Consider the following 24,435-nt stretch of genomic DNA (forward strand, 5'->3'; position numbering starts at 1 on the left):
CTATTTGTCTAGACGTGCGACAAACAAACGCCTATAGTCAACGTCAATGGTGATGGCTCTCACATGGAGGTGTGGCTCATGACATCGCAGATCGACCATCAGGTGCCGGACTCGCCGGCGGCCGAATGGCAGGACCGCAAGCGCCATCTCTGGCTCATGGGGCTGATCGCCCCGACGGCGCTGTTCGTGATGCTGCCGCTGGTGTGGTGTTTCAACAACCTCGGCTGGCACATCGCCGCGCAGATCCCGTTCTGGATCGGCCCGCTGCTGGTCTACGTGCTGCTGCCGATCCTGGACCGGTTCTTCGGTCCGGACGGGCAGAACCCGCCCGACGAGGTGATGGAACGGTTGGAGAACGACAAGTACTACCGGTACTGCACTTACGCCTACATCCCGTGCCAGTACGCCAGCGTCATCCTCGGCGCGTACCTGTTCACCGCGTCGGATCTGAGTTGGCTCGGGTTCGACGGTGGCCTGGGCTGGCCGGCCAAGATCGGTCTGGCGTTGTCGGTGGGTGTGCTCGGCGGCGTCGGGATCAACACCGCCCACGAGATGGGCCACAAGAAGGACTCGCTGGAGCGCTGGCTGTCCAAGATAACCCTCGCCCAGACCTGGTACGGCCACTTCTACATCGAGCACAACCGCGGCCACCACGTGCGCGTCGCCACGCCGGAGGACCCGGCCTCGGCACGCTTCGGCGAGACGTTCTGGGAATTCCTGCCGCGCAGTGTCTGGGGCAGCTTGAAATCATCCTGGGAGCTGGAGGCCAAGCGGTTGGAGCGGGCCGGAAAGTCCAAGTGGCACTGGTCAAATGACGTGCTCAACGCCTGGGCCATGTCGGTGGTGTTCTGGGGCGCGCTCACGGCGATCTTCGGACTCGGCGTGCTGCCCTACGTGCTGATCTCGGCGATCTACGGGTTCACCCTGTTGGAGACCGTCAACTATCTGGAGCACTACGGCCTGCTACGACAGAAGCTCGAGTCCGGTCGCTATGAGCGCTGCGCCCCGGTGCACAGCTGGAACTCCGACCACATCGTCACCAACCTGTTCCTGTATCACCTGCAGCGGCACAGCGATCACCACGCCAACCCGACCCGTCGCTACCAGACGCTGCGCAGCATGGACGGTGCACCGAACCTGCCCAGTGGGTACGCCTCGATGATCGGCCTGACCTACTTCCCGCCGCTGTGGCGAAAAGTGATGGACCACCGCGTGATCGAGCATTACGAGGGGGACATCACCCGCGCCAACATCCACCCGCGGATGCGTGACAAGGTGCTGGCGCGCTACGGGGCCACGCGGTGACCGCCTACCGTTGCCCGGGCTGCGAATACGTCTACGACGAGGCCAAAGGCGCACCGCGCGAAGGATTTCCGGCCGGAACGTCATGGGATGAGATTCCCGAGGACTGGTGCTGCCCGGACTGCGCGGTACGCGAGAAGCTCGACTTCGAACCGATAGGAGCCCCGCTGTGAGCGACTACAAACTCTTCGTCTGTGTGCAGTGCGGGTTCGAGTACGACGAGGCCAAAGGGTGGCCGGAGGACGGCATTGCCCCCGGCACCCGCTGGGCCGATATCCCCGAGGACTGGAGTTGCCCGGACTGCGGTGCCGCCAAGTCCGACTTCGACATGGTCGAAATCGCCCGAGGGTGAATACCGTCACGCCGGCGCGCGCGGCCGCCGCAGGTCGGCATCGGAGTTATAGGGTCGCGTCTATGAACGCACCCCGGCCCGGCGCCCAGCGGGTGCCCTATGCCGAGGCCTCGCGGGTGCTGCTGCGCGACTCGATCCTCGACGGGATGCGCGAGATGCTGCTGGAGTCCGACTGGTCCTCGATCACCCTGACCGATGTGGCCCGCGCCGCCGGAATCAGTCGCCAGACCATCTACAACGAATTCGGTTCGCGGCAGGGCCTTGCGCAGGGGTATGCCCTGCGACTGGCCGACCGTCTGGTCGATGCCGTCGACGCCGCCATCACCAACAATGTCGGGCAGGTGTATGAGGCGTTCCTGGAGGGGTTCCGGGCCTTTTTCGCCGAGTCCGCCTCGGATCCGCTGGTCATCTCCCTGCTCAACGGCGAGGCCAAACCGGATCTGCTGCAGATCATCACCACCGACAGCGGCCCGATCATCAGCCGCTGCTCGCAGCGACTGACCATCACGTTCCAGAACAGCTGGATCAAGGCCACCGACGAGGACGCCGGGGTGCTGGCGCGGGCCATCGTGCGGCTGGCCATGAGTTATGTCTCCATGCCGCCGGAGGCCGATCACGATGTGGCCCGCGACCTGGCCCGGCTGATGTCCCCGTTCGCCGAGCGCTACGGCGTCATCGAACCGTAGGGCGCAGCATGGCCGCCACCATCAGGGCGGCCCCCACCCCGGTCAGCGCGCCGCCGAGGACGTCGGACACCCAGTGCGCGTGCAGATAGGTGCGACTGAACGCCATCAGCAGCACCCACAGCGCCCCGGCCACCACCACCGCCGCGCGTCGTACCAGCAGCATGGCGGCCACCGCCAACGTGGCGGCGTTGGCAACATGACCGGACGGAAACGAACCGAAATCGGTCAGCACGATGATCTCGTCGGGCCGGGGCCGGCCGAACAGATGCTTGAGCACCTGCACACACACGACGCTGAACGTGCCTGCGGCCATCAGATAGCCCGCGTCACGGCGTCGACCGGCCGCCAGCAGTGCCGCCGCGCACACCACCACCATGACGATGCCGCCGATGAAACCACCGCTGACATCGGTCGTCGCGGCGAGCACATCGAGCCACCGGCCGGCGACATGCTCGGCCAGGTATCGGTTCCACGCGGTATCACCGGCCAGCGGATGGTTACCGCGTGCGCTGATCGCCCAACCGAGGATGACGGCGCAGGTCAGCAGGGTGGTACCGAGGGCGAGGGTGCGTCGATCGGGGCGGTCCATGGCGGTGCCGGAAAACCCTGCCTGTCGTGGGGGACGAGGTCGGTGAACGTGACCTTGGGCTACCGTATAGGGCGATACCCCGTAGCTGGCAGAGCAACTTCCCCGACGGTGGAGCGCCTGTCCCGCGAGCCCGCAGGCTACGGGTTTCGGCATGACCTGCGCCGCAACTGCGCAGGCGTGCCTTCAGTGATGATGAACGACTGACTACAAAGGGGCTCTGTTTCATGACTCTGACCGCCGATGTCCGCAACGGCATCGATTACAAGGTCGCCGACCTCTCGCTGGCCGATTTCGGTCGCAAGGAGATCCGTCTCGCCGAGCACGAGATGCCCGGCCTGATGGAGCTTCGCCGTGAGTACCACGACGTGCAGCCGCTCAAGGGCGCGCGAATCTCCGGCTCGCTGCACATGACCGTGCAGACCGCTGTGCTGATCGAGACCCTGACGGCGCTCGGCGCCGAGGTCCGCTGGGCGTCCTGCAACATCTTCTCCACCCAGGACCACGCCGCCGCCGCGATCGTCGTCGGCCCCAACGGCACCGAGGAGGAGCCCAAGGGCACCCCGGTCTTCGCCTGGAAGGGCGAGACGCTGGAGGAGTACTGGTGGGCCGCCGAACAGATGCTGACCTGGCCGGGTGAGCCGGCCAACATGATCCTCGACGACGGTGGCGACGCCACCATGCTCGTGCTGCGCGGTGCGCAGTGGGAGAAGGCCGGCGTCGTGCCGCCCGCCGAGGAGAACGACTCGGCCGAGTGGAAGGTGTTCCTGGAGCTCGTCCGCAAGGGCTACGAGCAGAGCAAGGACAAGTGGACCAAGATCGCCGAGTCGGTCCAGGGTGTCACCGAGGAGACCACCACCGGCGTGCTGCGCCTGTATCAGTTCGCCGCTGCCGGTGAGCTGGCCTTCCCGGCCATCAACGTCAACGACTCGGTCACCAAGAGCAAGTTCGACAACAAGTACGGCACCCGGCACTCGCTGGTCGACGGCATCAACCGCGGCACCGACGCCCTCATCGGCGGCAAGAAGGTGCTGATCTGCGGCTACGGCGATGTGGGCAAGGGCTGCGCCGAGTCGCTGGCCGGCCAGGGTGCCCGTGTCCAGGTCACCGAGATCGACCCGATCAACGCGCTGCAGGCGCTGATGGACGGCTATGACGTGGTGACCGTCGAGCAGGCTATCGGCGATGCCGACATCGTCATCACCTCGACCGGCAACAAGGACATCATCACCCTCGATCACATGCGGGCGATGAAGGATCACTCGATCCTGGGCAACATCGGCCACTTCGACAACGAGATCGACATGGCCGCTCTGGAGCGCTCCGGTGCGGTACGCCTCAACATCAAGCCGCAGGTCGACGAGTGGACCTTCGGTGACTCGGGCAAGGCGATCATCGTGCTGTCCGAGGGTCGACTGCTCAACCTGGGCAACGCGACCGGCCACCCGTCGTTCGTGATGAGCAACAGCTTCTCCAACCAGGTCATCGCGCAGATCGAGCTGTGGACCAAGAACGACGAGTACGACAACGAGGTCTACCGCCTGGCCAAGCACCTCGACGAGAAGGTCGCCAAGATCCACGTCGAGGCCCTCGGTGGCACGCTGACCAAGCTGTCCAAGGATCAGGCCGAGTACATCGGCGTCGACGTCGAAGGTCCGTACAAGCCGGAGCACTACCGCTACTGAGCCGGTGCGCTTCACCCATATCGCTACAACAGTCGCCGCGACGGCCCTCTGCGCCGTCGCGGCGACTGGCTGTTCGGGGGGTGCACAGGAACCCGAGGCACCGCCCGCGCTCGAGGTTCGTCACGACGTCGCCGGGCTGACGGCGACCATTCCGGCGATCGGTATCCCGCAATCCGTCGTCTGGGTGCAGGCCGCGGACCCGTCCGGGGCGCGCTGGACCGATGCCGTCGTCCGGTTGGCCCCGGTCATCGTCGATGCCCTTGTCGCCCAGTTCACCCCCACCGAGAGCGGACGTGTGCCGCACGTCGCCGCGGAACTGCAACCCGAGGTGCCGATCGGGCCGTTCCTGTCCGGCGAACTTCTTGATGCCGGATTCTCGACCGATGTCACCAGTACTTATGCGTTCCTGGACCGCGGCAGTGCCACGCTCGTCCTGCAGGCCACCAGCGTCGACTGATCCGCGCCGGCTTGACACCGGGGTAACTGGTGTATGGTCGCCGAGTCGGGTGTGGCGCGGTGCCGGCAAATTCCGAAGCGGAGCATTACAACTCGGCGCCTGAACGATACGTGATGAATCCGTAGCCATTCGGCTACCCGTTTGTTACTGTCCGGTAGTGATTCGGGCCGGGGCGCTGTGTGTCGTGATGTCTTTCGGATTCGTCATCAGTTGTCTCGCAACTGGTTTGGTGCATGCCGACGACTGGTATCCGTACTACAACGAGGACGAGTACACCGAGTTCTACACACCACCGAATCCGTTGCCTGAGGTTCCGCCGGGGGAGTTGGTGCGCTCCGAACCGTCCCGATTGGTGATCGAGCCCTCCGGTCAGGTCGGCCGGATCAACGCCACCGGCACCCGCGTCATGTACCGCAGCACCGATGGCCGCGGGAATCCGAATGTGGTGACCGGTACCTACTTCGAGCCGTTCAACGCTTGGCCGGGGCAGGGGCCGCGGCCACTGATCGTGTTCGGTCCCGGCACTCAGGGTCAGGGTGATCAGTGCGCACCGTCGCGCCAGTTCAACCAGGGCATCCACTGGTCGCCGTACCTGGACATCATGGTCAACTACGAATCCGGGTTCGTGAACACCATGGTCAACCGTGGGTTCGCGGTCGTGATGACCGATTACGAGGGTCTGGGCACCATCGGTGTCACGCACACCTACGTCAACCGGCTCTCCCAGGGGCACGCCATGCTCGACGCGGCGCGGGCGGCCCGCAAACTGCCCGGCACTTCGCTGACACCCGATGGGCCGGTGGCGTTCTGGGGCTATTCGCAGGGCGGCGGGGCGTCGGCCTCGGCCGCCGAACTGGCCGACGCCTACGCGCCGGAACTCGACATCGTCGGCACCTACGCCGGCGCGCCGCCGGCCGATCTGGTCGACCTGATCCCGTACGCCGACGGCAGCGCGCTGGTCGGGGTGATCGGCTACGCGCTCAACAGCGTCATGCAGTCCTACCCGGAGGCCGCACCAAAGATCCGTGCGCTGCTCACCCCGCGCGGCATGGACTTCGTCGACAAGACCCGTGATCAGTGTGTCGGTGAGTCGGTCACCAAGTTCATGTTCCGGCACCTGCAGCCCTACTTCAATCATCCGATCCCGGAGTTGTTGACCGACCCGCAGTTCCGGGGCATCTTCGACCTGCAGAAGCTCGGCACGCTGAAACCCAATGCGCCCGTGCTGCTCAACAGCAACCGTTACGACCCGTTGGTGCCGTACGCGCCGGTGGTGCAATTGGGCAAGGACTGGTGTGCCAAGGGCAGCGATGTCGAGTTCCGGACCAACGAAGGCCCGCCGATCTTCAACAAGCTGGTGATCAACCATGCGCTGCCGATGGCGGTGGACGGCGAACCGGCCCTGCAGTGGATCGCCGACCGGTTCAACGGCCTGCCGACGCACCCGAACTGCGGCCGGTACTGACACCGGCGATTGGTGTGCTGACCGATCTTCCGGGTGAACTACGGTAAACCCGGGAGGGGGAACAGCATTGACAACGCCGTCCGATGACATCGCGGCCCGGGGATCGTACGCCCTGGCGCTGTACGAGCAGGGCCGTGCCGCCGAGGCGTTGACCTTCGCCTGGCAGACGGCCGGCGCGCATCCCGATTCGCCCCTGGCGCAATACACCTACGCCAGTCTGTTACGCGAATCCGGTCGCGAACGCGAGGCGCTGCCGGTCATCGACGCCGCGCTGCGGCTGCACCCGGGATCGGCGGACGGCTGGGTGCTGCGCGGCGATCTGCAGCAGGTGCTGGCCGGAGTCCGTGCCGCCGAGCCGGATTACCTGCGGGCCCTGCAGATCAATCCGAACCACGGTTTGGCCACCCACAATCTGGCGGTCAGCAGGCTGCGCTGGGGCACCAACACCGCGGCGCTGCGTGGCCTGACGCGGTCGGTACAACTCGATCCGGCGCTGGGGTCGACGGCGCTGGGCAACATCGTGCTGGCACTGACCCGCGTGCTGCGCCTGGCCACGGCGGCGGTGGTGTTCCCGGCGGTTGCCCTGATCGTCATGGCCGCGCTGCGCGAGAATGGGCAATCCACGTATACGGCAAGGGTTTTCGCGGTGGTGCTGACGGTGCCGCTGATCGTCGCGCTGATCTGGGTGGCGCGCGAGGTCCGGGCGTCTTGGCTGCGTGCGGTACTGCGGCACAAGCCGGTCCTCGGGCTGCGGCTGGGGTTCGTGTCTTTCGCGGTTCTGCTCGCGTCGGTCGCCGCCGCGGTGGGACCGGCGGTCGCAGTCGCCGGTCCGCTGCTGCTGTTGGGCCTGGTGACCTTGACCGTGCTCGGCTGGGTGTTCGGCGGATAGCGCGTCGGCTACGCTCGCCGCGTGCTCATCGTGATCGAGGGCCTCGACGGGGCCGGTAAGCGGACACTGACCGAAGGACTGCGCGCCGCGTTCGAGGCCGACGGCAAAACGGTGACGACGCTGGCGTTCCCCCGCTACGGTGCGTCGGTGCATGCGGACCTGGTCGCCGAGGCGCTGCACGGTGGGCACGGCGATCTGGCCGACTCGGTGTATGCGATGGCGACGCTGTTCGCCTTGGACCGGGCCGGTGCCGCCGCGGATATCGAACGCCTGACCGGAACCCGCGATGTGGTGATCCTGGACCGTTACGTCGCCTCCAACGCGGCCTACAGTGCGGCCCGGCTGGGTCAGGACATCGACGGTGACGTCGTGCGCTGGGTGTACGAGCTGGAGTTCGACCGATTCGGCTTGCCCAGGCCGGATTACCAACTGCTGCTCAATGTCTCGGTGGAGCTTGCCGATCAACGCGCCCGCTCACGGGCCGTTCAGGAGGCCGGCCGGGCGCGCGACGCCTACGAGCGTGACCGCGGGCTGCAGGAGCGGACCGCCGATGCGTACGCCGCACTGGCCGCGGCGAACTGGGCCGGCGAGTGGGTCGTGGTGGGCCCGGATGCCGACCCGACACAGCTCACCCGGGGTATGGGGTCGCGCTAGAACGCCCGGTCGGTCCGGCCGCCAGCCACGCCTGCACCAGGTCGTCGGCAGCGTCCGCAGGTGCGCGCAGCGATGTCAGCGTGGGATGTCCCGCGGCGAGCAGCGCGCTGTCGGTGCCCTCTTCGCGCGGATCGGCCACCTCCACCTCGGCCAGTCGCAGACCGCCGTCGCCGATCTCGTCCACGCGTGTCCGGACGGTGCCGCCGCGGGCCAGTCGGGCATGGCGCAACGGTGCGACCTCGTCTACCGGACGGTCGGGGACGTTGAGAGACAGCACGGTGCCGGCGGGCGCCTCACCGAGCAGTTGCAACGCTGGCCCCACCAACCCGGCCGCGGTGGTCCAATGGCGCTCGCCGGTGGGGTGCAGCGCGACATCGAGCGATACCGCCAGGGCGCGGATATCGTTGATCTGCGCAGTGAGCGCGGCACCCACCGTGCCCGAATGCAGCACCGCCCGACCGATGTTCGCGCCGTGGTTGATCCCGGACAGCACCACATGGGGCAGCGGGTCGAGCCAGCCGCCCAACGCGGCGGCCACGATATGCCCGGGCTGCGCGTGCACGGCCCAGGCCGGTACACGGTCGAGGCCGGGCAGCGTGCGCGGCTCGATGACGGTACGACCGTCGCGGCGCACTGCGCTCAGGGCGGCACTGGCACCGCTGGCCTGTTCGGCCGGGGCGGCGACGATCACCTCGAACCCGGCCGCGCACGCCGCCGCGGCGAGGGCGCGCAGTCCGGGGGAGTCGATCCCGTCGTCATTGGTCACCAGGGCGCGTGGCATCCGTTGTCCCTCCGTCATTTTCGTGGTAGGTCATTTCCACGCCTTCAACTCGACCCGTTCGGCCAGTGTCTGCACCGCCCTCGCGCCGCCGGTGCCCAGCCCGTGCCGCACCACGTTGAGGGCGCCGCACGCCGCGCCGATCTGCAGCGCCCGGCGTGGGGTGTCGCCGGCGGCCAGCGCGGCGACCATCCCGGCCGTCATGGAGTCCCCGGCGCCGGCCGGATCGGCCGGTTCCAGGCTCGGCATACAGATTTCGAGAACGTCGTCCTCGAGCAGGGCCAGCGCGGGCGCCGACCCGGAGCGCGACACCACGACGGTATCGGCACCCTCCTCGCGCAGTGTGTGCATGGCTTTCACCAGATCGCCGGCATCGTCGGAGGGTGCCCGCCCGTCGTCGAGCAGTTCTTCGTGGCTGACCTTGATCAGCTGCGGGCTGCCGGCCAGCACCGCTTCGAGTCGTTCCCCGGACAAGTCGGCTGCCACGTTGCACCCGTTGGCGCCCAGATCCGAGGACAGTCGCCGGTACAGATCGGCGGGCAGCGCCCGGTCCTCCTGCGGGCCGGACAGCAGGATCCGACCGTGGGTCAGTCCCTCGGTCAGCGTGAGCTCGTAGAGCGCGTCCAACTCGTGGCGATCCAGCGCGTTGCCGGCGGCCTCGGCGAGGATGTCGCGCTCGCCCTTGCGACGGTCGTGTACATAGGCGCCGTTGCGCGAACTGACCGGCACGGTCTTCACCTCGATACCGGCGGCGGGCAGCAGGTGGCTCAGGACGTCACCGGTCTCGCCGCCGACCGCGCAGCACAGCACCACCGGCACCCCGAGCGAGGACAGCATCCGGGACTGCCAGACGCCCTGGCCGCCGGCGTGGACGTGAACGTCGTCCTCACCGGCGCGGTCTTCGACGGTGACCGTCAACACCGGTAGCGGGGCGAAGATGACGACGGTGTCGGGGGAGCCCGCGGAGGGGTTGGCCTTCTTGGTCATGGAAGACGGTGTACCCATTCGCGGGCGGCCCGATGCCGACGCCGAGATCTCCCGCGCGATCCTCGAACCGATCCGCTGACCAACAGGGACGACTCCGCGTGGCACCCGGGTTTTATCGCCCTGTGGTGACACCATGGTCACCATGAGGCAACGGATCCTGGTCGTCGACGACGACCCGTCACTGGCCGAGATGCTCACCATCGTGCTTCGCAACGAGGGTTTTGACACCGCCGTCATCGGTGACGGCAGCCAGGCGCTCACCGCCGTGCGTGAGCTGCGCCCCGATCTGGTCCTGCTCGATCTCATGCTGCCCGGCATGAACGGGATCGACGTGTGCCGGGTGCTGCGGTCGGACTCGGGCGTGCCGATCGTCATGCTGACCGCCAAGACCGACACCGTCGACGTGGTGCTGGGCCTGGAGTCCGGCGCCGACGACTACGTGATGAAGCCGTTCAAGCCCAAGGAACTGGTGGCGCGGGTGCGCGCCCGGCTGCGTCGCAACGATGACGAGCCGGCCGAGATGCTGTCCATCCACGACATCGACATCGACGTGCCCGCCCACAAGGTCACCCGGCACGGTGAGCAGATCTCGTTGACGCCGTTGGAGTTCGACCTGTTGGTGGCGCTGGCCCGGAAACCTCGGCAGGTGTTTACTCGTGATGTGCTGCTCGAACAGGTGTGGGGCTACCGGCATCCCGCCGACACCCGTTTGGTGAACGTGCACGTCCAGCGGTTGCGGGCCAAGGTGGAGACCGACCCGGAGAACCCGCAGGTGGTGTTGACCGTTCGAGGAGTGGGATACAAGGCCGGACCGCCGTGATCGGTCGGCTCGCCGTCGTCGTGACCGGACCGCTGGCCGCCCCGCTCGGGGGACGGCAGCACCCGTGATCTTCGGCTCCAAACAGCGGGCCCGCGGCCGCTTCCGCGGCCCGTCCCCGTTGCTGCGCTGGCTGGGTGCGCTCGGTCGCGCCATCAGCTTCGCCTGGCGTCGTTCACTACAGCTGCGAGTGGTCTCGCTGACCCTGGGTCTGTCGCTGGCCGTCATCATGGTGCTCGGTTTCGTGCTGACCAGCCAGATCACCGACCGGATCCTAGAGGTGAAGGTCCGCGCCGCCACCGAGGAGATCGAGCGTGCCCGCGACACCGTCAGCGGCATCGTCGGTGGCGAGGAGACCCGCTCGCTGGACAGCAGCCTGCAATTGGCCCGCAACACCCTGATCGACCGCAAGGCCGACGCGGGCCCCGGCTTGGCCGGCGCTTACGACGCGGTGCTGGTGGTCCCCGGCGACGGGCCGCGCGCGGCCACCGCCGCCGGGCCCGTGCAGCAGATTCCCGAGGCGCTGCGCGATTTCGTCAAGGCCGGTCAGGTCAGCTACCAGTACGCCACGGTGCACACCGACGGGTTTTCCGGGCCCGCGCTGATCGTGGGCAGCCCCAGCGGATCATCCCGTTCGGCGGTCACCAATCTTGAGCTCTACCTGATCTTCCCGCTGAGCAACGAGGAATCCACCATCGCGTTGGTGCGCGGCACCATGGCCACCGGTGGCATCGTGCTGCTCGGTCTGCTCGCTGCCATCGCCCTGTTGGTCGCCCGTCAGATCGTGCTGCCGGTGCGGTCGGCCTCGCGGATCGCCGAACGGTTCGCCGAGGGGCATCTGACCGAACGGATGCCGGTCCGTGGTGAGGACGACATGGCCCGGCTGGCCGTGTCGTTCAACGATATGGCCGAGAGTCTGTCCCGGCAGATCACCCAGCTCGAAGAGTTCGGAAACCTGCAGCGCCGCTTCACCTCCGACGTCAGCCACGAATTGCGCACCCCGCTGACCACGGTGCGGATGGCCGCCGACCTGATCCACGACCATGCCGAGGATCTGGACCCGGCGCTGCGCCGCTCGACCGAACTGATGGTCAACGAGCTCGATCGTTTCGAGACCCTGCTGGCCGATCTGCTGGAGATCTCCCGGCACGACGCCGGTGTCGCCGAACTGGCCGTCGAGGCCGTCGATCTGCGCGCGACGGTGCAGAGCGCCCTGGACAACGTCGGGCATCTGGCGGCCGACGCCGCGGTGCAACTCGACGTCGACCTGCCGACCGAGGGTGTCATCGCCGAGGTCGATCCGCGCCGCGTGGAACGCATCCTGCGCAATCTGATCGCCAATGCCATCGACCATGCCGAGCGCAAACCCGTGGAGATCCGGATGGCCGCCGACGAGGACACCGTCGCGGTCACCGTCCGCGATCACGGGGTGGGTCTGCGTCCGGGCGAGGAGAAGCTGGTGTTCAGCCGGTTCTGGCGCTCGGACCCGTCGCGCGTCCGACGCTCCGGCGGTACCGGGCTGGGGCTGGCCATCAGCATCGAGGACGCTCGGCTGCACCAGGGCCGCTTGGAGGCCTGGGGTGAACCGGGCAAGGGTGCGTGTTTCCGGCTGACGCTGCCGCTGATACGCGGGCACAAGGTGACCACGAGTCCGCTGCCGCTGAAACCGATCCCCGCTCCCGCTGGGCGCCGCGACCGGGAATCGGAGGGCGTATGAGACGCGTCCTTGCTGCACTGTGCATCGCGTTGACGGCGGTGCTGGTGTTGGCCGGTTGTGCCGGGGTTCCCACCTCGTCGGCCCCGCAGGCGATCGGCACCGTGGATCGGCCCGCACCGCCGAGTCTGCCGACGCCGACGCCCGGGATGGAACCCGATATCCTGCTGCGCGAATTCCTCAAGGCCACCGCCGATCCTGCCAACCGGCATCTGGCAGCCCGGCAGTTCCTCACCGAATCCGCTTCGCGCAGTTGGGATGACGCGGGTAGCGCTCTGCTGATCGACCGGGTGGTGTTCACCGAGACCCGTCGACCTGACCGGGTGACGGTCAGCATGCAGGCCGACATCCTGGGCTCGCTGTCCGATGTCGGGGTGTTCGAGACCGCCGAGGGCGCGCTACCGGATCCGGGCCCGATCGAACTGATCAACACCTCCGGTGGATGGCGTATCGACAAGTTGCCCAACGGGGTCTTCCTGGACTGGCAGCAGTTCCAGCAGACCTACCGACGGCACACGCTGTATTTCACCGATCCGACCGGCAACACCGTGGTGCCCGATCCGCGTTATGTCGCGGTCGCCGATTCCGATCAGCTGGCCACCGAGTTGATGTCCAAGCTCATCACCGGGCCGCGTCCGGAGATGGCGCACACCGTCCGCAACCTGCTTGCCGCGCCGATGCGGCTGCGCGGGCCGGTGACGCGCGCCGACGGCAGTAAGACCGGGATCGGCCGCGGCTACGGCGGTGCGCGCATCGACCTGGAGAACCTGTCCACCACCGACCCGCACACCCGACAACTGCTTGCCGCACAGATCATCTGGACGCTGGCGCGCGCCGGGATCAACGGCCCGTATGTCATCAACGCCGACGGCGCGGCCCTGGACGACCGATTCGCCGAGGGCTGGGACACCGCCGATGTGGCGGCCAGCGATCCGGGCGCGGCCGACGGCGCAGGCGCCGGACTGCACGCCCTGGTCCGAGGCTCACTGGTCTACCTCGACGGACAGCGCGCGCCGCGGGTACCCGGCCCATTCGGGCAACTGCCCGATCAGGAGTCGGCGGCGCTTTCACGCACCGGGCAGGAGGTCGCCTCGGTGGTGGTCTTGCGTCGCGACGCCCCCGATATGGCTTCCTCGCTATGGATCGGACCCCTCGGCGGCGAGGCTGCCCAGGCGTTGGACGGACGGTCGCTGACCAGGCCGAGTTGGTCACTGGACGAGGCGATCTGGATCGTCGTCGACGGTGTCAACGTGGTACGCGTGCTGCAGGAAGCCGCATCCGGTCAACCCGCCCGTATCCCGGTCGACTCGACCGCGGTCACCACCAAGTACCCCGGCGCCATCGCCGAACTCCAGCTGTCCCGCGACGGCACCCGCGCCGCCATGGTGATCAACGGTCAGGTGATCCTGGCCGGGGTCGAGCAAACTCCGGGCGGCGGGTACGCGTTGACCTATCCTCGCCGGCTCGGTTTCGGTCTGCGCGACACGGCCGTGTCGCTGTCCTGGCGGACCGGCGACGATATCGTCGTCACCCGCACCAACGCCGCCAACCCGGTGTCCTATGTAAACCTCGACGGCGTGAATTCCGATGGGCCCAACGGCAATCTGGCCGTGCCGATGTCGGTGGTCGCGGCCAACCCGTCGACCGTGTACGTCGCCGACCGGCGCGGAATCCTGCAACTGTCCGGTTCGGCCGCCGACAACGACCTCACCTGGTCGGAGGTCCAGCCGCTGATGATCGCCGGCGCGGTCCCCGTACTGCCGGGCTAGTGCCCTGAGTCGCCGATCTCCCGCCCGTAGCCGTGTTGGCCACCAACGGAATTCGCGACAGGCCAGCGGCTCAGGACACCGTGGGCCCGCGTATCACTATGGAGTTTTCAAGGTGCCGTTGAGCTTTGGGTTATGCGGCAGTCGGTAGGTCTGTCATGGTGCGTCTGGCGTGGGATCGCAGATGATCGGGTTCGGGTCCTGTCGGGTCGTAGGGTGGGATGAACCAGGGGTGCCGATCGCGGCCGAGGTAGATCTGCCAGCCGCTGTGGTGGATCAGGGTGTGGTGCACCCGGCACAACAACACCCCGCCGTCCAGACAGGTCGTCCCGCCTTCACTCCACGGGACGATGTGGTGGGCATCGCACCACGACACCGGCCGACCACACCCGGGAAAAGCACACCCACCGTCGCGGATCCCCAACGCCTTCCGGATATGTGGCGGGAACAACCTTTCGCTGCGTCCTACGTCCAGCGGGACGCCGCTGTGGTCGACGAGCACCGTGCTCAGGGTGCTGTCACACGCAATCAGATCCGCGGTGGCCGCGCTGACCGGGCCGGTGAACCCGAGCGTGTCCACGGCGTCGTCTCCGAGCCGATTCGGCCGGATCAATGTGACGTGCGGCAGCACCCCACCGGACATCGGCCGATCCGAGTGCGACAGATAGGTCCGCAGGATCTGCCCGAACGCATCGGCACGCCGCCGCCCCGGTGGCCGCGGGTCCGGGGAGCCGTCCGGCAGCGGGACGGGTCGGGTCAACGGATCCGACGCCGCCATGAACTCTTCTAGGGTCAGCGCATCCAGATCCATGGTCACCGTCGAGCGGCCGTCGCCGCTCTTCACCACCGTCATGTCGTTGAGGTCGGCATCCTCGGCCACCGGCACCGCCCGATCCCCGGAAGGCTGTTTGACTGCCCGGTCGATGGCAATCGCGCGCGCCTTGTCCCTCACCTCCGCCAGGGTCGTCTTGACCATCAACTTCCTCACCACGCCCGCCCGATCCTCCGCAGACAACGCGACCCGACTGTGCACATGCGCGACCCCGAGCCCGACCGCATCGGCGAACTCGATCCCGACCCCGCCCAGCCGTTGCGCCCGCGTCAACGCCGGTAGATCCGGTACCGCACGCCCCACCCGTATAGCTCGTTGCGCGGCACCGGGTGCCATCCCGATCGACGTGAGCAGATCAGCACCGGATTTCAAACGCTTACGGGCCGGCACCCCCAACCGCTCGGCCGCGGCCACTGCGGACGCGATCACGAAGTCGAACAGATTGCGTCCGGTCACCGCGGCCACCAGCACCGACAACAACGACTGCTCATCCACCAGCCGCGGACACTCCAACAGATGGAACACCGTCCGCCCCAGATCATCGTCCGGAACAGCGGACGGTGTCAGGTCGTCGATCAACGCATTCAGAAAAGACTCCAGACAAGCGGCGTCCATCGCGGGACCCACCTTTCCCACCAGGCCATCACAGCCCGATCCAGACAGCACAGCCCAACCAGCCCCGAAGGGTACGGTCGAACCTTGTCGACGACCACGTCGCCGGCGCGTGCTCACCGAAGCGGGAGCAACAGCAATTCGAACTTGTGTTCGAAGCTACGCTTGAACGTCCATCCTGGCAAGGGAAATGCTTAAGAATATTCTGAGCGTTTCGATGGTCAGCGAACACCGAAGCGAAACCCGCGCACCAGGGTCGTGACCCCGCGCGCGGGTCGCCCGGGGGTCCGAGATTGAAGAACACATGTGATTGGCTTGGCCGATGCACCCATGGACCGAACGACGTGTCGCCACGAACGGGGTCACGCTGCGGGTGCTCGAAGCGGGTGAGCCGGGGGCGCCGGTCGTCGTGCTGGCACACGGCTTCCCCGAATTGGGCTATTCGTGGCGGCACCAGATTCCGGTGCTCGCCGAGGCCGGCTATCACGTCGTCGCGCCCGATCGGCGCGGCTACGGCGGCTCGTCCCGACCGTCGGCGATCGAGGACTACGACATCACCAAGCTCACGGGAGACATCGCCGGCCTGCTCGACGCGGTCGGCGCGAGCCGCGCAGTAACGTTGGGACATGACTGGGGATCGGTGGTGGCCACGAGCTTTGCGCTGCTGTACCCGGACCGCGTCTCCGGCTGCGTGAGCCTCAGCGTGCCGCCGGCGCCACGCACACCCGCGCCGCCGACCGAGATGTGGCGCAACGCCTTTGGCGACAACTTCTCTACCTGCAGTACTTCCAGGAGCCGGGCCCGGCCGATGCCGAACTCGACGGTGGCCCCGCACGCACCCTTCGCCGGTTGTTCGGCGGGATGAAGTCGGTCGCCGGCGAGAACATCTTCCTGCAGATGGCGACGCCGGGGCCGGTGGGTTTCATCGACCGGCTGCCGGAGCCGGACGGCAGGCCCGCGTGGTTGTCCCAGGAGGCCGAGGACCGGTATGTCGCCGAGTTCACCGCGGGCGGTTTCACCGGACCGCTGAATTGGTACCGCAACTTCGATCGCAACTGGGAGCTGACGGCCGCCACACCGGCGGCGACCATCGCGGTGCCGACACTGTTCATCGGCGGCGCCGACGATCCCGCGCTGGCGCTCTCACCGCGGGATCGGGTGCGCGACTTGGTGTCCGGGCCGTACCGGGAGGTGTTGATCGACGATGCCGGACATTGGGTGCAGCAGGAGAAGCCGGCCGAGGTCAACGCCGCTCTGACCGAATTCCTGGGAGAACTGAAAGCACAGAAGAACTAACCCCGCTGCGCCGCCCGCTGCTGCGCGACGAACCGGATCGACATGCGCTGCAACAACCCCGGCGCAAACCGGGCGAATCGCCACGCCGTGCGGGCTTGCCGTGGCCACACCAATAACGCCTTGTTGCGTTCGATGGCGCGCAGGGTATCGGCGGCCAGCTCGTCGGCGGAGGCGAACGTCGTGTTGCGCTGGCCCATCCGGTAGAAGTCGCGGCCGACGAACCCACCGACGGACCCCTTGTCCAAAATCGGGGTCTCGACGGCGGTGGGGCAGATCGCCAGCACCCCGACCCCGCGACCGGCGGCCTCCGACCGCAGCGCCAGCGACAGCCCGACGACGGCGTGCTTGGTCATCACATAACTGGTGATCTGGCCTGCCGCGGCCAGGCCTGCCATGGACGCGGTGTTCACGATGTGCCCGTGCCCCTGACGGACCATCAACGGGTAGGCAGCCGCCACCCCGTGCACGACACCTCGGATGTTGATGTCGATGATCGAGTTCCACTGATCCAGGGTCAGCAGTTCGGTGTCCCCACCCCAGGTGATGCCGGCGTTGTTCACCATCAGATCCAGCCGCCCGGCGCGGGCCACCACGTCATCGACACAGGTCTGCACCGCCGCGGCGTCGGTGACATCGAGCCGGGCCCACCGCGCACCGAGCGGTTCGGCGGTGCTCCGCGCCGCGGCCTCGTCGATATCGGTGCACACCACCTCGGCACCGGCGGCGGCCAGTGCCCGGCACAGCGCCGCCCCGATACCCGACCCGGCGCCGGTGACGATCGCATGCTTGCTCGTGAACATGTCGAAAGCCTAACGGTAATGGCAACAGTCCAGGGCGGTGTCGGACCCCGCGCCGACACTGGCCGCATGCTGCTGGATCTGATGCTGCCCGTCGAATGCGGCGGCTGCGGCGCCCCGTCGACACGGTGGTGTCCCACCTGCGACGTCGAACTACGGGTCCGTGCCACCGCGCCGCGGGTGGTGACCCCGCGGCTGGATCCCGGCGTGCCGGTGCTGTCCCTGGGCCGCTACGCCGCCGGCCGACGGCTCGCGATCATCGCGATGAAGGAGCGCGGGCGCACCGACCTGAGCGCGCCGCTGGGTGCGGCACTCGGTATCGGCCTGGACCGCCTGCTGACCTGGGGCCTGGTCGACACACCGCTGACGGTGGTGCCGGCCCCGACCCGGCGGCTGGCCGCCCGCCGGCGCGGTGGTGATCCGGTGACCCGGATGGCGACGCGGGCGGCGGCGGACCTACCCGACGTCACGGTGGTGCGGGCGCTGCGGCTGACCGGCTTCGCCCGCGACTCGGTGGGGCTGTCCAGTGCCGACCGGCAACACAATCTGGCGGGCCGGGTCCGGGTGACACGCCCGGTCGACGGGGCCGTCATCGTCGTCGACGACATCGTCACCACCGGGGCCACGGCCCGGGAATCGGTGCGTGCCCTGCAAACAGCCGGAGTGGCTGTGCAGGCAGTTCTGACGCTCGCCGATGCGTGACCGGGGCGCGGTGCTGTTGCACTGAGATGAAGAACTAAAAACAGGTCTGCGAAATTGGTGGCACATATGGGTGAACTCCGACTACCGTCGGTGCCAACAACCCGTGAATGCTTCACGGCGGCACCCGCAAGTTGGGCGCCCGTGCGGCACCGGGACTGCCCGAGTGCGGTAGGAGGTGAGAACTCGACACCTGACGCCGGCGGGCGCGCGGCATCCACACTCCCCGTCGGTGTATTTGTGACGATCCGGCACGCGAAGTGCGTGCGACTGCCGACAGAAACGAGTTGTCAAGCATGTCAACGAATTCCGTGGAAACTGACCGCTCCACCATGGTCATCGACGACCTGGACGAGGCCCCTGATGCGCCGGCGATGAATGCCGATGTCGTCGTCAAGGGTCGCAACGTCGAGGTACCCGAGCACTTCCGCATCTATGTCGCGGAGAAGCTGGCTCGACTCGAACGATTCGACAAGACCATCTATCTGTTCGATGTGGAACTCGACCACGAACGCAACCGACGTCAACGCAAGAACTGTCAGCACGTCGAGATCACTGTCCGCGGACGCGGCCCGGTCGTGCGCGGCGAAGCCTGCGCCGACAGCTTCTACGCCGCGCTCGAATCGGCGGTAAGCAAACTCGAAGCCCGGCTGCGCCGCACCAAGGATCGCCGCAAGATCCACTACGGCGACAAGACGCCGGTGTCATTGCACGAGGCCACCGCGGTTCTCCCGCCCGAGGAACGGCCGTCCCAGCCGGATCCGTTCTCGATCGACCCCGCCGATTTCCACGAGCCGGGGCGAATCGTGCGAACAAAGGACCACGAGGCCACCCCGATGAGCGTCGACGACGCGCTCTACGAGATGGAACTCGTCGGGCACGATTTCTTCCTCTTCCACGACAAGGAGTCGGACCGGCCGACGGTGGTCTACCGCCGTCACGCCTACGACTACGGACTGATCCGGCTGGCCTAGCCGGCCGTCCAGCACGAGCCCCCGGCACTCGTTGCCGGGGGCTCGTCGCATTGTCAGGGCACTTTCAGCGGTCCGGGCAGGGCGGTCGCCTACGATGGATTGGGTCAATCGCTGACGACATTCATCAACCCACAGGGGAAATAGCGTGCTCGATAAGTTGCTCCGTCTCGGTGAAGGCCGCATGGTCAAGCGCCTCAAAAAGGTCGCCGACTACGTGGACTCCCTGTCCGACGACGTCGAGAAGCTGTCAGACGCCGAGCTCCGCGCCAAGACCGACGAGTTCCGCAAGCGTCTCGACGGCGGCGAGGACGTCGACGACCTGCTGCCCGAGGCGTTTGCGGTCGCCCGTGAAGCCGCCTGGCGGGTGCTCGGCCAGCGACCGTTCCTGGTCCAGCTGATGGGCGGCGCGGCGCTGCACTTCGGCAACGTCGCCGAGATGAAGACCGGTGAGGGCAAGACCCTGACCGGTGTCATGCCCGCCTACCTGAACGCGCTGACGGGCAACGGCGCGCACATCGTCACCGTCAACGACTACCTGGCCAAACGCGACAGCGAGCAGATGGGCCGTATCCACCGGTTCCTGGGGCTCGACGTCGGGGTCATCCTGTCCGGCCTGACCCCGGATCAGCGGCGCGCCGCGTACGCGGCCGATATCACCTACGGCACCAACAACGAGTTCGGCTTCGACTACCTGCGCGACAACATGGCCCACTCCGTGGACGACATGGTGCAGCGCGGACACAACTTCGCCATCGTCGATGAGGTCGACTCGATCCTGATCGACGAGGCCCGTACCCCGCTGATCATCTCCGGTCCGGCCGACGGCGCATCGAACTGGTACGCCGAGTTCGCCCGGCTGGCCCCGCTGATGGAGAAGGACACCCACTACGAGGTCGACCTGCGCAAGCGCACCATCGGTGTGCACGAGCTCGGTGTCGAGTTCGTCGAGGACCAGCTCGGCATCGAGAACCTCTACGAGTCCACCAACTCGCCGCTGATCAGCCACCTGAACAACGCCATCAAGGCCAAGGAACTGTTCCTGCGCGACAAGGACTACATCGTCCGCAACGGTGAGGTCATCATCGTCGACGAGTTCACCGGACGAGTGCTGGTGGGTCGGCGCTACAACGAGGGCATGCACCAGGCCATCGAGGCCAAGGAACGCGTCGAGATCAAAAACGAGAACCAGACGCTGGCCACCATCACGCTGCAGAACTACTTCCGGCTCTACAAGAAGCTGTCCGGCATGACCGGTACGGCCCAGACCGAGGCCTCCGAACTGCACGAGATCTACAAGCTCGGTGTGGTGTCGATTCCCACCAACCGCCCGATGATCCGCGAGGACTCCTCGGACCTGATCTACAAGACCGAGGAAGCCAAGTACATCGCCGTCGTCGACGATGTGGTTGAGCGCTACGAGAAGGGCCAGCCGGTACTGATCGGCACCACCTCGGTGGAGCGCTCGGAGTACCTGTCGCGCCAGTTCACCAAGCGCAAGGTGCCGCACAACGTCCTCAACGCCAAGTACCACGAGTCCGAGGCGAACATCATCGCCGAGGCCGGGCGGCGTGGCGCCATCACCGTCGCCACCAACATGGCCGGCCGCGGTACCGACATCGTGCTCGGCGGCAACGTGGAGTTCCTGGCCGACAAGCGGCTCAAGGATCAGGGCCTCGATCCGGTGACCACTCCGGAGGACTACGAGGCGGCCTGGGAGCCGACCGTCACGAAGATCAAGGAAGAGGCCAAGGGCGAGGCCGACGAGGTTCGCGCCGCCGGTGGCCTGTACGTGCTGGGCACCGAGCGGCACGAGTCCCGTCGTATCGACAACCAGTTGCGCGGTCGTTCCGGCCGCCAGGGCGACCCGGGCGAGTCCCGGTTCTACTTGTCGCTCGGTGACGAGTTGATGCGACGCTTCAACGGCGCGACGCTGGAGACCCTGCTGACCCGGCTGAATCTGCCCGAGGATGTGCCGATCGAGGCCAAGATGGTCACCCGCGCCATCAAGAGCGCGCAGACCCAGGTCGAGCAGCAGAACTTCGAGGTCCGCAAGAACGTCCTCAAGTACGACGAGGTGATGAACCGGCAGCGCACGGTCGTCTACGACGAGCGCCGGATGATCCTGGAGGGCGAGAACCTGCAGCAGCAGGCGCACGACATGATGGTCGACGTCATCACCGCCTACGTGAACGGCGCCACCGCCGAGGGCTACTCCGAGGACTGGGACCTGGAGAAGCTGTGGGAGGCGCTCAAGGCGCTGTACCCGGTGAGCATCGACCACCATGACCTGCTGGACTCAGACGCCGTCGGTGAACCGGGCGAGCTGACCCGCGAGGAACTGCTCGACGCCCTGGTCGCCGACGCCGAAAAGGCCTACGCCACCCGCGAGGCGCAGATCGACGCCATCGGTGGCGAGGGTGCGATGCGTCAGCTGGAACGCAACGTCCTGCTCAACGTGATCGACCGCAAGTGGCGCGAGCACCTCTACGAGATGGACTACCTCAAGGAGGGCATCGGCCTGCGTGCCATGGCGCAGCGCGATCCGCTGGTCGAGTACCAGCGCGAGGGCTACGACATGTTCGTCGCCATGCTCGACGGCCTGAAGGAGGAGTCCGTCGGATTCCTGTTCAACGTCGCCGTCGAGGCCGCCCCGCCGACCGCGCCGACCGTCACGCCGATGTCGCAGGGACTTGCCGACTTCGCCGCTGCGGCGGCCGAGCAGGCTGCCACCCAGGGACAGGGCCAGGTCGCCACCAAGGAGCGCCCGGCGGGTGTGCAAGCCAAGGGGATCGGTGACGGCGGTGCGCCGCCGCTGACCTACTCCGGCCCAGCCGAGGACGGCTCGACCGAGGTCAAGCGCTCCGGCGGGACGACCACTGCGACCGGCGGCGGGACGCGCAAGGAACGCCGCGAGGCCGCCCGCCGCAGCAAGAAGCGCTAACCGCTCTGCAGCGCTAACCGAGCTGCAGCGCCACCATCTGCCAGCGTCCGGACACGATCTCGACGCGGGCGGCGATGGCGCGTACCCGTGACCCGCGGGTGTAGGTGGCGAACACCTCGGCCGCGGTGACCGGCTGCTCGGCCCCGATGATGATGCTGCGCAACCGGATTCGCCGTAGCACAGCGGTGCCGCCTACCTGCGGTGTGCGCGACAGCGACTGCGCGGTGTCGATCAGGCTGGGGGCGAGCATCCCGCGCAACTGACCGGCCGGGCGACGCCGGTCCACCACCTCGAGCACCCGGCGCAACGCGGTATCGGCGAACACCGCCGCCGCGGTCGGGGCGGGCATCTCACCGGCGATCGCGGGCGGGCGCAGCTGTCGCGGTGTGCGCCGGCGCGGGGCGGCCGTCGGCGGATGGTGCACGCTCCCCGACGGTGGTGGCTCGCAGTCGATCACCGGCGAGGTGAGCAGCGGATGCGGTCGATGGTGCGGGGTGGACTTCACGGGCTCTCCAGCGGGCAGGGTCGGACAGGGCGGCTGCTGGAGAGGCACAGGCATATTGATGATGGCACGGCCGCGTGGGGGTCCCGCGCACCGAAAGTGTCGGCGGATCCACAGCCACCTGTGATGCGCGGGCCACACTCCGACGGCTACGGTGGCGTTGACAACAGCGGTGCGGCGAGGGTTAAGGGGGGCGGCGTCGCGATGGTGACCAGGTTGTCGGCATCGGACGCAGCGTTCTATCACCTGGAGAACAGCGCGACGCCGATGTACGTCGGATCGTTGTCGATCGTGCGCAAACCGCGCGGTGGGCTGAGCTACGAGTCGGTGCTGGCCACCGTCGAACAGCGGTTGCCCCAGATTCCGCGGTACCGGCAGAAGGTGCGCGAGGTGATCCTCGGGCTGGCCCGCCCGGTCTGGATCGACGACGCAGACTTCGACATCACCTATCACGTGCGACGTTCAGCGCTGCCGTCCCCGGGCAGCGACACCCAGCTGCACGACCTGATCGCCCGGATCGGGTCCCGGCCGCTGGACAAGTCCCGCCCGCTGTGGGAGATGTACATCATCGAGGGTCTGACCCGGAACCGGATCGCCATCTACACCAAGTCCCATCAGGCGCTGGTCAACGGGATGTCGGCGCTGGAGATCGGGCACGTCATCGCTGACCGCACCCAGAAGGCCCCGGAATTCGGTGAGGACATCTGGATCCCGGCCCGCGAACCGAGCGCGCAGCGACTGCTGGCGGGCGCTGTCGGAGAGTGGATCACCCGGCCCACCGCGCAGGCCGCCGCGGTGCGGTCCTCGATGGCCGAACTGATAACCAACGCCGGCGCGCTGGTCGACGCCGGCCGCCGGGTCGCCGATGTGGCCCGCACGGTGGCCCGCGGGACCGCGCCGAGCAGCCCGCTGAACACCACGGTGTCGCGTAGCCGTCGGCTCACCGTGGCGGCACACAAGCTGGAGGATTACCGCGCGCTGCGGGCGCGCTACGAATGTGACGTCAACGACGTGGTGTTGGCGGTGGTCGCCGGCGCGCTACGCAACTGGCTGCTGTCCCGTGGTGAACCGGTGACCGCGACGTCGACGGTGCGTGCCATGGCCCCCAACTCGGTGTATCCGGATGCCGAGATCGACTCCGTCGGCCCCGGTCAGGCCATCAGCGAGGTGTCGCCGTTCCTGGTGGACCTGCCGGTCGGTGAGGGCAACGCGGTGGTGCGGCTGTCCCAGATCGCGCATGCCACCGAATCGCATTCCACCGCCGCCAGTCTGGTCGACGCCCGCACCATCGTGACGCTGTCCGGCTTCGCCCCGCCCACCCTGCACGCCATGGGCATCCGGGTCGCCACCAGTTTCTCGGCCCGTCAGTTCAATTTGCTGATCACCAATGTGCCGGGCGCCCAGAAACAGATGTACATCGCCGGCGCCAAACTGCTGGAGACCTACGCGGCACCGCCGCTGCTCGCCAACCAGGTCCTGGCCATCGCCGTGACCTCGTACAACGGCATGTTGTACTTCGGCATCAACGCCGATCGGGACGCTATGAGTGATGTCGAGGTGCTGCCGACGCTGCTGCGCGAATCACTCGAGGAATTGCTCGACGCCACCCGGTAGAAATTTGACGTGGTTGCCCGAAGGGGAGTC

22 protein-coding genes and 1 pseudogene are annotated in these 24,435 nt (G+C 67.4%); 17 read left to right on the forward strand and 6 right to left on the reverse strand.

All coding sequences use genetic code 11. The features are described from left to right. Positions 1–78 precede the first annotated feature (78 nt). The 4 genes from ACLBYA_RS15615 to alkX all read left to right on the forward strand — a co-directional run bounded on the left by ACLBYA_RS15615 (position 79) and on the right by alkX (position 2,340). Complete coding sequence (locus ACLBYA_RS15615) at positions 79–1,305, forward strand: alkane 1-monooxygenase (RefSeq protein ID WP_447710323.1); 1,227 nt, start codon at positions 79–81, stop codon at positions 1,303–1,305. Then, entirely contained in the window at positions 1,302–1,475 is a 174-nt protein-coding gene (locus ACLBYA_RS15620; protein ID WP_447710324.1) for a rubredoxin, read from the forward strand. The genes ACLBYA_RS15615 and ACLBYA_RS15620 overlap by 4 nt, the downstream gene beginning before the upstream one ends. Continuing rightward, positions 1,472–1,654, forward strand: a complete 183-nt coding sequence (locus ACLBYA_RS15625) for a rubredoxin (protein ID WP_447710325.1) — start codon at positions 1,472–1,474, stop codon at positions 1,652–1,654. The genes ACLBYA_RS15620 and ACLBYA_RS15625 overlap by 4 nt, the downstream gene beginning before the upstream one ends. 62 nt (positions 1,655–1,716) lie before the next feature. Further along, a complete protein-coding gene (gene alkX, locus ACLBYA_RS15630; protein WP_447710326.1) occupies positions 1,717–2,340 on the forward strand; it encodes a TetR family transcriptional regulator AlkX in 624 nt (207 codons plus the stop codon). Here the strand turns inward: alkX and ACLBYA_RS15635 are convergent. Beyond that, positions 2,327–2,929 carry a phosphatase PAP2 family protein gene (locus ACLBYA_RS15635; RefSeq protein ID WP_447710327.1) on the reverse strand — a complete coding sequence of 201 codons (603 nt, stop codon included), beginning with the start codon at positions 2,927–2,929 and terminating at the stop codon, positions 2,327–2,329. The genes alkX and ACLBYA_RS15635 overlap by 14 nt on opposite strands. 224 nt (positions 2,930–3,153) lie before the next feature. Here ACLBYA_RS15635 and ahcY point away from each other — a divergent pair, with 224 nt between their 5' ends. From ahcY to ACLBYA_RS15660, 5 genes are all read left to right on the forward strand, one after another. Beyond that, positions 3,154–4,611: an adenosylhomocysteinase gene (gene ahcY / locus ACLBYA_RS15640; RefSeq protein WP_447710328.1), complete on the forward strand. Its 1,458-nt coding sequence runs from the start codon at positions 3,154–3,156 to the stop codon at positions 4,609–4,611. 4 nt (positions 4,612–4,615) lie between these two features. Next, positions 4,616–5,068, forward strand: a complete 453-nt coding sequence (locus tag ACLBYA_RS15645) for a hypothetical protein (protein WP_447710329.1) — start codon at positions 4,616–4,618, stop codon at positions 5,066–5,068. A 187-nt stretch (positions 5,069–5,255) separates the two neighbouring features. After that, a complete protein-coding gene (locus ACLBYA_RS15650) occupies positions 5,256–6,533 on the forward strand; it encodes a lipase family protein (protein ID WP_447710409.1) in 1,278 nt (425 codons plus the stop codon). Positions 6,534–6,600: 67 nt separating this feature from the next. Further along, positions 6,601–7,422 (forward strand): tetratricopeptide repeat protein, encoded by an 822-nt coding sequence (locus tag ACLBYA_RS15655; RefSeq protein ID WP_447710330.1) that lies wholly within the window; start codon positions 6,601–6,603, stop codon positions 7,420–7,422. A gap of 21 nt (positions 7,423–7,443) precedes the next feature. Further along, positions 7,444–8,076: a dTMP kinase gene (locus ACLBYA_RS15660; protein ID WP_447710331.1), complete on the forward strand. Its 633-nt coding sequence runs from the start codon at positions 7,444–7,446 to the stop codon at positions 8,074–8,076. Here ACLBYA_RS15660 and surE read toward each other — a convergent pair. Together surE and ACLBYA_RS15670 are read right to left on the reverse strand one after the other, a co-directional pair. Further along, positions 8,051–8,857, reverse strand: coding sequence for a 5'/3'-nucleotidase SurE (gene surE, locus ACLBYA_RS15665; protein WP_447710332.1), 807 nt, complete (start codon positions 8,855–8,857; stop codon positions 8,051–8,053). The genes ACLBYA_RS15660 and surE overlap by 26 nt on opposite strands. Before the next feature lie 30 nt (positions 8,858–8,887). Continuing rightward, positions 8,888–9,841, reverse strand: coding sequence for a 1-phosphofructokinase family hexose kinase (locus ACLBYA_RS15670; protein WP_447710333.1), 954 nt, complete (start codon positions 9,839–9,841; stop codon positions 8,888–8,890). A 133-nt stretch (positions 9,842–9,974) separates the two neighbouring features. On the opposite strand from ACLBYA_RS15670, the gene mtrA reads away from it, so the two are divergent. From mtrA to lpqB, 3 genes are all read left to right on the forward strand, one after another. Next, on the forward strand, positions 9,975–10,661 hold the full coding sequence (mtrA, locus tag ACLBYA_RS15675; protein ID WP_447710334.1) for a two-component system response regulator MtrA: 687 nt from the start codon (positions 9,975–9,977) through the stop codon (positions 10,659–10,661). Between the two features lie 64 nt (positions 10,662–10,725). Then, positions 10,726–12,375, forward strand: coding sequence for an MtrAB system histidine kinase MtrB (gene mtrB / locus ACLBYA_RS15680; protein WP_447710335.1), 1,650 nt, complete (start codon positions 10,726–10,728; stop codon positions 12,373–12,375). Further along, positions 12,372–14,141 carry an MtrAB system accessory lipoprotein LpqB gene (gene lpqB, locus ACLBYA_RS15685; RefSeq protein WP_447710336.1) on the forward strand — a complete coding sequence of 590 codons (1,770 nt, stop codon included), beginning with the start codon at positions 12,372–12,374 and terminating at the stop codon, positions 14,139–14,141. Before mtrB ends, lpqB begins: the two co-directional genes overlap by 4 nt. A 130-nt stretch (positions 14,142–14,271) precedes the next feature. Here the strand turns inward: lpqB and ACLBYA_RS15690 are convergent, their stop codons facing one another. After that, positions 14,272–15,585: a DUF222 domain-containing protein gene (locus ACLBYA_RS15690; RefSeq protein WP_447710337.1), complete on the reverse strand. Its 1,314-nt coding sequence runs from the start codon at positions 15,583–15,585 to the stop codon at positions 14,272–14,274. 319 nt (positions 15,586–15,904) lie between these two features. Here ACLBYA_RS15690 and ACLBYA_RS15695 point away from each other — a divergent pair. Continuing rightward, positions 15,905–16,878: pseudogene (locus ACLBYA_RS15695) on the forward strand (alpha/beta fold hydrolase). Here ACLBYA_RS15695 and ACLBYA_RS15700 read toward each other — a convergent pair. Next, positions 16,875–17,678, reverse strand: coding sequence for an SDR family NAD(P)-dependent oxidoreductase (locus tag ACLBYA_RS15700; RefSeq protein ID WP_447710338.1), 804 nt, complete (start codon positions 17,676–17,678; stop codon positions 16,875–16,877). The pseudogene ACLBYA_RS15695 and the gene ACLBYA_RS15700 overlap by 4 nt on opposite strands. Positions 17,679–17,747: 69 nt before the next feature. On the opposite strand from ACLBYA_RS15700, the gene ACLBYA_RS15705 reads away from it, so the two are divergent. The 3 genes from ACLBYA_RS15705 to secA all read left to right on the forward strand — a co-directional run bounded on the left by ACLBYA_RS15705 (position 17,748) and on the right by secA (position 22,289). Beyond that, positions 17,748–18,377 carry a ComF family protein gene (locus ACLBYA_RS15705; protein ID WP_447710410.1) on the forward strand — a complete coding sequence of 210 codons (630 nt, stop codon included), beginning with the start codon at positions 17,748–17,750 and terminating at the stop codon, positions 18,375–18,377. A 329-nt stretch (positions 18,378–18,706) separates the two neighbouring features. Then, positions 18,707–19,348, forward strand: coding sequence for a ribosome hibernation-promoting factor, HPF/YfiA family (gene hpf / locus ACLBYA_RS15710; RefSeq protein WP_447710411.1), 642 nt, complete (start codon positions 18,707–18,709; stop codon positions 19,346–19,348). 145 nt (positions 19,349–19,493) lie between these two features. Beyond that, positions 19,494–22,289 (forward strand): preprotein translocase subunit SecA, encoded by a 2,796-nt coding sequence (gene secA / locus ACLBYA_RS15715; RefSeq protein WP_447710339.1) that lies wholly within the window; start codon positions 19,494–19,496, stop codon positions 22,287–22,289. A 13-nt stretch (positions 22,290–22,302) separates the two neighbouring features. Here secA and ACLBYA_RS15720 read toward each other — a convergent pair whose 3' ends face one another. Then, positions 22,303–22,794: an Rv3235 family protein gene (locus ACLBYA_RS15720; protein WP_447710340.1), complete on the reverse strand. Its 492-nt coding sequence runs from the start codon at positions 22,792–22,794 to the stop codon at positions 22,303–22,305. Between the two features lie 201 nt (positions 22,795–22,995). On the opposite strand from ACLBYA_RS15720, the gene ACLBYA_RS15725 reads away from it, so the two are divergent. Beyond that, a complete protein-coding gene (locus ACLBYA_RS15725; RefSeq protein WP_447710341.1) occupies positions 22,996–24,405 on the forward strand; it encodes a WS/DGAT/MGAT family O-acyltransferase in 1,410 nt (469 codons plus the stop codon). The last annotated feature ends 30 nt before the right edge of the window (positions 24,406–24,435 follow it).

The sequence above is a fragment of the Mycobacterium sp. C31M genome (genome assembly GCF_053345865.1).